Here is a 6,509-nt window from a genome sequence, read left to right on the forward strand (position 1 = left end):
TAGCAGAGGTGAAAGATGAGCAAATTTATGATGAATACCGCGGGAAAGCTCTCGGCGATGTAGGCAAAGATGGGGCCATTAATCTGATAATGTATCTTAGCCCAGCACGCGAGCAGGCATAGCGCCGTCGCTAGCCAAAACACCCTCCATACGGGACGTTCGCGCAGCGCGGCAAAAAAGCCGCGGTCGATTTTCATAAGCAAGCGCAACGCGAACTCGCCCGCTTTCGTCTGCGCCGCAAGCTCGCCTATATTTGCCAGTGCTGCATAAAATTTTTCTCTCATTTTATCTTTCCTGCCTCGTACGAAAGGACGCGACGACGCGCACCCTACGTAGCGCGACATATTTTCGCTTTAAAATCAAGGCGCAATCTTAGCCGCTTAAAGCTTTGAGCTCGCTTACTTGCGCGCTTTTATGCTTCGAATTTTACAGCCGAATTTTAAAGATACGGGGCATGGAGTTGAACGGCGGAATTTTGAGGCCAAATTTTAATCGAAAGCGAATTTATGAGCGGAGTTGCAAGGCTCGGGCTTTAAAAAAATAGAAAGCATGAGCCAAAACCCAATCCTTAAAAATTTTGCGGCTAGGCTACAAACCGTCGCGATAGATTTTAAAATTTCTAGTGCGATAGGTTTCGAAAGGGCTTCGGATAAAATTTATGCATGAAGCGGCTAAAGTAAAATTCTAAGACACGAGCGATGTAAAATTATCAAAGACCGATCGCGGGCGAAATTTCGCACCGGTAAAAGAGCAAAATTCCAATTCTGCCAAGCTTTTTGCGCGAAAATCTACGCGACGCTTAACACTTCGACCTTATCGTCGAAAACCGCCATGCAATGCTCGTAGTGGCTGGTGCGAAGCCCATCCTTGCTTCTCGTGCTCCATTTATCCTCAGCGACGACGGGGGTGCCGTCCTTTTGACAGATCATCGGCTCGATACAAAAGACCATGCCGTTTTTGATTTTGGGGCCCGATTTTGGATTGTTGCCCTCTAGATAGTTTGGGATCTCAGGCTCTTCGTGCGGGTGCTTGCCGATGCCGTGGCCGCAGAAGCCGTATAGCGGCACGAAGCCGCGCGCGCGGATAAATTTCTCGATCTCGAAGCTTAACTCTTTGAAGTGCATCCCTACTCTGATCGTTTTGATGGCAAACTCCAGCGTGTCCTTGCTGCATGCGATGAGCTCCTCGTCGGCTTTTGAAATTTTACCGACGGGCAGGGTGCGCGCGCTGTCGCCGAAATACCCGTTTAGCTTCGAGCCCAGATCGACGCCCAAGATATCGCCCTCTTGCAAAATTGTTTCGTCTGGGATGCCGTGGATAATGACCTCGTTTAGCGAGAGGCAGGCGGCGTTTGGAAAGCCATATAGCCCTTTAAAAGCGGGATACGCGCCCTTTGAGGTGATAAAATCGTCGATCTTTTTATCGACTTCGAGCAGGCTAAGACCCGGTTTTATGAATGAAGCTGCGTAATCAAGGGCCTGCGCAACGATCTTGTTCGCCGCACGAAGCCCCTCTAAATCCTTTTTTGTTTTAAGCAAAATCGCCATTTATAGCCCGACCGCGCTTAGGGTCTGATATTTGTTCATATAGATCTGCGCTTCGATGCGCCTCATCGTATCGAGTGCGACGGAGACGACGATCAGCACGCTGGTGCCGCCGAAATAAAACGGCACGCCCATAAATTTAACGAGCAGCCACGGGATGACGGTTACAAGACCGAGATAGATCGAGCCCCAAAACGTAAGACGGCTGGCAACTTCGTTTAAAAAGCTTGCCGTTCCCTCGCCCGGACGAATACCCGGGATAAATCCGCCCTGCTTCTTTAAATTTTCGCTTATATCTTTTGAATTAAACGCGATCGATGCGTAAAAATACGCAAAAAACACGACCAAAACAAAAGTTAAGAAGTTGAAAAAGTAGTTGCTCGGGCTTAGGAAATCGTGGATCTTTTGAATGATCGGATTGGTGCTTGCCTGCAAAATAGTGGTCGGAAACATCAAAATAGCGCTTGCAAAAATAGGCGGAATGACGCCGCTTAAATTTAGCTTGATCGGCACATAGTTCATAATGCGCTTGTTTTGATTCGCCATCAATACCTTGCGCGAAAACGAAACTGGAATTCTGCGCTCGCCCAGCTCTATATAGATAATAACTCCGATAGTGAGCAAAATAATCCCTATAATAAGAGCGAGGATCAAGATATTCATCTCGCCGGTATTTACTAAATTTACGGTACTTCCGATCGCTCTAGGGATAGCGCTAACGATACCCGCAAAGATAATAAGGCTGGTGCCGTTACCGACGCCGCGCTGCGTAATCTGCTCGCCGATCCACATCAAAAGCATTGTGCCTGCAAGCATCGAAATGCACGAGATGAAAACAAACTCGTTGGTATTCTCCGCCATTATCGCAGGCGCTCCGGTCTGTCCGTGGATGCCCTGTAAGCCGATGCTAACGCCGATGGATTGAACCATAGCGATTGCGATGGTGGCGTATCGGATGATCTGCATATATTTCTGCATACCGTCACGCTCTTTTTTGAGCTTGCCTAAATTTGGGAAGGTCGCGGCGAGCAGCTCCATAATGATCGAAGCGGTAATATAAGGCATAATGCCTAGCGAGATAACGCTGAATCGCTCCGCCGCGTTACCGCTAAACATATTAAACATTCCAAAAGCGTTGTTGCTATTGCTTTGAAAAAATTGCTTTATAACCTCAACGTCCACTCCCGGAACTGGCACGTAAGCTAGCAACCTATAGGCAAAAAGAAAGCCCAAAGTAATGAGAATTTTGTTGCGTAGCGATTTATTCATTATTTTTGTCCGCTAAATTTTACGTTCTCGTCTTTGATCTTGCTAGCGAGCGCTTTTGCGCCTACGCCAATCAGCTTGATCTTTTTAACGGAATTTGAAATTTTATGAACCGACTTGATGCTTTTGACCGTGATCTCGCTAAGATCTTTGATAGCTTCGATTTTATCGACATTGATCACGTAAGGTTTTTCAAATTTAGAAGTAAAACCTACCTTCGGAAGCCTTCGCTGAATCGGCTGCTGACCGCCCTCGAAGCCTCTTTTTTCATGAGAGCCGGTGCGCGCGGTCTGACCCTTGCCGCCGCGACCCGCAGTTTTACCCAGGCCGCTTCCTTGACCGCGACCCAAGCGTTTAGTGGCGTGAGTCGAGCCCGGGGCTTTTTTAAGATTTTCTAATCCCATCTTTTATCCTTCTAGTGTTTTAAGATACTAAGAGCTTTCATAGTAGCTCTTACGACGTTGGATGCGTTGTTAGAGCCTAGCGACTTGGTTAGGATATCCCTAATGCCTGCAAGCTCTAAAACCGGGCGCACGGAGCCGCCCGCGATAACGCCGGTACCTTCGCTCGCCGGCTTTAATAAAATTTTACTCGCATTGTATTTTACTTCAACGTCGTGAGTGATGGTAGAGCCGTTTAAATTTACCTTGATGATATTTTTAAACGCATCGTCTACCGCCTTTTTAATTGCGTCTGGAACCTCTTTGGATTTACCGAAGCCAAAGCCCACTAGGCCGTTTCTATTGCCTACCACTACAAGCGCGGTAAATCTGAACCTTCTACCGCCCTTAACGACCTTCGTAACCCTACCGATATTGACGATTACCTCTTCGAATTCTTCTCTATTATACTTTTCCACAATCATTCCTTTGGGTTATAGTTTGATGCCGTTTTGGCGTAGCGACTCGGCAAAGCTTGCGATCACGCCGTGATACAAATAGCCGTTGCGATCGAAAAGCGCCTCGGAGATGCCTTTATTCTTTAGCTTGGAAGCCAAATCTTTAGCTAGGCTAGCCGCGCCCTCTTTATTTGCCTTTAAATTTAAAACCTTACCGCTACTGGCGCACAAAGTAACGCTCGCTACATCGTCGATAGCCTGAGCATAGACGGTTCTATTGGATTTGAAAATAGAAATTCTAGGGCAAGATGCGACGCCTGAAATTTTAGCGCGAATTCTTCTTTTTCTCTTGATTCTTAAAGAGATCTTTCTTTTTAATACGTTCTGTGTCATTTCTCAACCCTTATTTCTTAGCTGTTTTTCCGGCTTTGCGGATAATGCGCTCTTCAAGATACTTAATACCCTTGCCTTTATATGGCTCAGGCGGTCTGAATCCTCTGATCTCGGCTGCCACTTGGCCTACTTGCTGCTTATCGTCGCCCTTGATAGTTACGACGTTTTTATCTACGGAAATTTCAATCCCCTTTGGAGATTCAAAATTTATCGGATGCGAAAAACCTAAATTTAGCTCAAGCACCTTACCCTTCATCGCGGCTCTGTAGCCGACGCCGTTGATTTCAAGCTGCTTTGAAAAGCCCTCGGTAAGACCGAGAACGATATTGTTAGCTAAAGCGCGGTATGTTCCCCAATACGCCCTGCTCTGTCTATCCTCGCTCTTAGGTGAGAATTCTATCTTTCCGTCTTCGATTTTTACATCGACATGACCTTTTAAATCAAGCTCTTTTTCGTTATTCGATTTTTTAAATTTTAACGACGAGCCGTCGATTTTGACCTCTAAGCCGTTTGGAATAGAGATCGGTTTTTTACCAATTCTTGACATAATTTTCCTTTTTATTTGTCTAGGGTATGTCTACTTTTACGAATGGATACCACAATGCCATAAAAAGTAGAAACTTCTTACCAGATCGTGCAAAGCACTTCGCCGCCGACGCCCGCTTTGTGCGCGTCGATACCGCTCATAACGCCTTTGCTTGTGCTAACGACGACGGTTCCATAGCCGTTCTTGAAGCGCTTGATCTCGTCTTTGCCTTGATATACGCGGCGACCCGGAGTCGAAATCCTTTTAACTTCGTTTATCACGCTCCTACCCTTTTCGTCGTATTTAAGCACTACGTTAATGATCTTTTTATTGTTTTCCTCTACTACGTTGTAGCTCTCGATATAGCCCTTCTCGGCTAAAATTTTAAGCATAGCCTCAACGACGTTTGAGTGAAAAAGTTTAGTCGTATCTAGTCTTCGCATCGCAGCATTTCTGATGCGAGTTAATCCATCTGAAATAAGATCGTTAATCATCTCTTCTCCTTACCAGCTTGCTTTTTTTAGACCAGGGATCAAGCCTTCGTTTGCCATCTTGCGAAGGCAAACGCGACAAATTCCAAAATCTTTATAAACGGAGTGCGGACGACCGCAAATTTGACATCTGGTATATGCGCGAGTGCTAAATTTAGCGGGGCGTTTCGCCTTGGCTACCATTGATTTTTTTGCCATATCATTTTCCTTTTGCAAAAGGCATGCCGAATAACTCTAGCAATTTAAATGCCTCTTTATCGTTATTTGTAGTCGTTACGACGGTTATATTCATACCGTGAGTTCTTAAAATTTGATCGTATTCGACCTCAGGGAACATCAGCTGCTCTTGCAAGCCGAAGTTGTAATTGCCGCGTCCGTCAAATCCCGCTCTAGGCAGTCCTCGGAAATCCTTAACTCTAGGAAGCGCGATAGAGATCAGTTTGTCAAGGAAGGCAAACATCTGCTCTTTTCGTAACGTAACCATTATGCCTACCGGGAAACCTTCGCGCACTTTAAAGCCGGCAACCGATTTTTTTGCATTGACGATAAGCGCTTTTTGGCCTGCGATCAGCGAGATAGTATCGGCCATATTTTGAAGCACTTTTTGATCTTTGCTAGATTCGCCCGTTCCTACGCTGATAACGATCTTTTCAAGCGCCGGGATAAGCATAGGATTTTTTATATCAAATTCTTTCTGCAAAGCAGCTCTGATGGAATTATCGTATTTATCTTTTAGTCTGCTCATAATCAACCCTCTACCAACGCAACGTTTGAAATATCCATCGGCATCTCTTTGCTCGTAAAGCCGCCTTGCGGATTTTGCTCGGTTGGTTTGATAGCCTTTTTAGCCATTTTACAACCCTCGACGATAACTTGAGCTTTTTTAGGAAACACTGCCTTAACAGTGCCTGTTTTACCCTTATCGTCACCTGCGATGATCTTTACCTGATCGCCTTTTTTAATCTTAAATTTTACTGCCATTATAAAACCTCCGGAGCCAGCGAAACGATCTTCATAAAACCGCCGTATCTGACCTCTCTACCGATAGGACCGAAAATACGAGTGCCGATCGGCTCTTTTTTTGAATCCAAAATAACGGCTGCGTTCTCGTCGAATCTAATTAGCGAGCCGTTGCCTCTGTGCAATTCTTTAGTAGTGCGAACGACTACGGCTTTTACTACTTGACCGCGCTTGATCTTGCCGTTAGGGAGCGCTTTTTTTACAGAGCAAACGATAATATCGCCGATTGTGGCGTATCTTCTTTTGCTGCCGCCCAAAACTTTAATACACATAAGTTCTTTTGCGCCGCTATTATCAGCTACCGTAAGTCTGGTAAAACTCTGTATCATTATTCAACTCCTGTTTTCAAAACCGCTTTTAAGCGAAACGATTTTCTAGCGCTTAGCGGTCTGCACTCGATCGCAGATATGGTATCGCCGATCTTTACGACG

At 45.6% G+C, this 6,509-nt stretch carries 13 protein-coding genes; all 13 read right to left on the minus strand.

The features are described 5' to 3' along the window. Window positions 1-284 (minus strand): hypothetical protein (locus Q0438_RS02510; RefSeq protein ID WP_299186998.1); only part of this gene is annotated, 284 nt, incomplete at its 3' end. Window positions 285-788: 504 nt separating this feature from the next. After that, a complete protein-coding gene (gene map, locus Q0438_RS02515) occupies window positions 789-1,547 on the minus strand; it encodes a type I methionyl aminopeptidase (protein WP_299186999.1) in 759 nt (252 codons plus the stop codon). Beyond that, window positions 1,548-2,813, minus strand: coding sequence for a preprotein translocase subunit SecY (secY, locus tag Q0438_RS02520; protein WP_299187001.1), 1,266 nt, complete (start codon window positions 2,811-2,813; stop codon window positions 1,548-1,550). It abuts the gene before it with no gap. Then, entirely contained in the window at window positions 2,813-3,214 is a 402-nt protein-coding gene (gene rplO / locus Q0438_RS02525) for a 50S ribosomal protein L15 (protein ID WP_299187004.1), read from the minus strand. The genes secY and rplO overlap by 1 nt, the downstream gene beginning before the upstream one ends. An 11-nt stretch (window positions 3,215-3,225) precedes the next feature. After that, on the minus strand, window positions 3,226-3,669 hold the full coding sequence (gene rpsE, locus Q0438_RS02530; RefSeq protein WP_297883348.1) for a 30S ribosomal protein S5: 444 nt from the start codon (window positions 3,667-3,669) through the stop codon (window positions 3,226-3,228). A 15-nt stretch (window positions 3,670-3,684) separates the two neighbouring features. Next, on the minus strand, window positions 3,685-4,041 hold the full coding sequence (gene rplR, locus Q0438_RS02535; RefSeq protein WP_299187006.1) for a 50S ribosomal protein L18: 357 nt from the start codon (window positions 4,039-4,041) through the stop codon (window positions 3,685-3,687). Window positions 4,042-4,051: 10 nt separating this feature from the next. Continuing rightward, window positions 4,052-4,588, minus strand: coding sequence for a 50S ribosomal protein L6 (gene rplF / locus Q0438_RS02540; protein WP_299187009.1), 537 nt, complete (start codon window positions 4,586-4,588; stop codon window positions 4,052-4,054). Window positions 4,589-4,665: 77 nt separating this feature from the next. Beyond that, the gene (rpsH, locus tag Q0438_RS02545) at window positions 4,666-5,061 is read right to left on the minus strand and encodes a 30S ribosomal protein S8 (RefSeq protein ID WP_005868989.1); all 396 of its coding nucleotides are present in this window, start codon (window positions 5,059-5,061) and stop codon (window positions 4,666-4,668) included. A 9-nt stretch (window positions 5,062-5,070) separates the two neighbouring features. Then, on the minus strand, window positions 5,071-5,256 hold the full coding sequence (locus tag Q0438_RS02550; protein WP_005868990.1) for a type Z 30S ribosomal protein S14: 186 nt from the start codon (window positions 5,254-5,256) through the stop codon (window positions 5,071-5,073). 1 nt (window position 5,257) lies between these two features. Next, window positions 5,258-5,803: a 50S ribosomal protein L5 gene (gene rplE / locus Q0438_RS02555; protein WP_299187012.1), complete on the minus strand. Its 546-nt coding sequence runs from the start codon at window positions 5,801-5,803 to the stop codon at window positions 5,258-5,260. 2 nt (window positions 5,804-5,805) lie between these two features. Next, window positions 5,806-6,039 (minus strand): 50S ribosomal protein L24, encoded by a 234-nt coding sequence (gene rplX, locus Q0438_RS02560; protein ID WP_005868992.1) that lies wholly within the window; start codon window positions 6,037-6,039, stop codon window positions 5,806-5,808. Then, a complete protein-coding gene (gene rplN / locus Q0438_RS02565) occupies window positions 6,039-6,407 on the minus strand; it encodes a 50S ribosomal protein L14 (RefSeq protein ID WP_299187015.1) in 369 nt (122 codons plus the stop codon). Before rplN ends, rplX begins: the two co-directional genes overlap by 1 nt. After that, a partial coding sequence (gene rpsQ, locus Q0438_RS02570; protein WP_299187018.1) for a 30S ribosomal protein S17 occupies window positions 6,407-6,509 on the minus strand: 103 nt, incomplete at its 5' end. The genes rplN and rpsQ, both read right to left, overlap by 1 nt.

This window comes from uncultured Campylobacter sp. (assembly GCF_938030785.1).
Taxonomy (GTDB): domain Bacteria; phylum Campylobacterota; class Campylobacteria; order Campylobacterales; family Campylobacteraceae; genus Campylobacter_B.